The sequence below is a fragment of the Ruegeria sp. AP12 genome (genome assembly GCF_056540025.1).
Map to the genome: position 1 here is coordinate 1 of NZ_JBQFVZ010000077.1, position 1,206 is coordinate 1,206.

Annotated in this window: 2 protein-coding genes; both read right to left on the minus strand. The window is 55.1% G+C overall.

Annotation, left to right across the window (positions count from 1 at the left end; translation table 11 throughout):
* Nucleotides 1-180: 180 nt before the first annotated feature.
* Nucleotides 181-810 (minus strand): class I SAM-dependent methyltransferase, encoded by a 630-nt coding sequence (locus ACR0E6_RS21340; RefSeq protein WP_425083136.1) that lies wholly within the window; start codon nt 808-810, stop codon nt 181-183.
* Nucleotides 807-1,206 (minus strand): hypothetical protein (locus ACR0E6_RS21345; protein WP_480587067.1); only part of this gene is annotated, 400 nt, incomplete at its 5' end. The genes ACR0E6_RS21340 and ACR0E6_RS21345, both read right to left, overlap by 4 nt.

Sequence of the window (1,206 nt, forward strand, 5' to 3'; positions counted from 1 at the left end):
ACAAAAGCCTGCGATGGCCGTGGCGCTTCACATAGCGCGGCGTACGAGGGTTCAGCTGCGTCTCGAGGTCCGAGCCGTAGGGCAGCAGGATATCCACCCCCTCACGCTTGCCCGCCGTGCGCACCGCCTTTGCCAGAGTTGTCTTCCCAGAGCCAGGAAGACCTACCATCTCAACGATCATCAGGCGGCTTTTTCACACAGCACGTGATAGATGTGAGAGTTTTCCTTCTCGTCGCTTTTCACCAGACGTTTCTCGACGACCTTCAGGCCAACAGAGGCCAGCATTTCGGCGTTATCCGCAGCGGACAACCGGCTGCCAAACACCACATTTGGGTCCACTGGATCACTTTGATCGCGCGTGTTTTCGCCCAGTTGAATGATCGCATATTTCCGGGTCACCCGCGCAAACTCTGCCAGCGCTTTTTTCGCGTCACTTGCTACAATGATGTCCCGAATGAACCGGGTGCTGACAACGAGGTCAAAGGCGCCGTCATCGAACTCCAGCGACATGGCAGTGCCGGTTGAGGTCGTGCATTTGGCGAAATCATCACCCAGAATGTCCTTGGCTGTCGCCAGCATCTCGTGGGAGGCATCGAGGCCCTGAACGGTGAAGCTCTTTTTCAGGTAGTAGGGCACAAAGCGACCCGTACCAAAAGGCACATCCAACACGCGCAAACCGTCCGGAAGCAGATCAAGCAGGCTGGCCATTTCGCGCTGCTCCACGCCCCACCATTCCTGCTTGGTCCGGCGTTTTTCGTAGTTCCGGGCGGTTTTGCCGTAGTAGGTATCACCCTTTGCGCCTGTTTTCATACTGACTTCCCTTGTTGCGACAGCGCGGTAAAGCTGCTCGTAGATTGTGCCTTTATGATTTGATGCAGATTGAAGGGCTGATCAAGAACTATTGAGCTTGTGCCCCGTTCGCCACAGGTGAATTTCGACGAGAGTCCAAACGATCGGATAGAATGGCGAGCGTGTCCTATCTCACTCGCGCTGCAAAGCTGCTCCCGCCCTTGAAAAGCTACATTTCTGCTGGCGCGCGCAATCCCCTTGCCTAACCTGTTGATCTCGTTCACACTTACATGCAGTCCGTTATCCAAGAACGACATCTGAGGTTCAGAGCGTCCACGACCCATTTGACCAACTGATTTACAATAAGGGAGGACGATATGAAAGCATTCACCCTCGGGCTGGCGGTAACCCTGCTGG

Excerpts from the sequence above, each read along its gene's own strand:
- ACR0E6_RS21340 (WP_425083136.1), bottom strand. The coding sequence starts at position 810 with ATGAAAACAGGCGCAAAGGGTGATACCTACTACGGCAAAACCGCCCGG.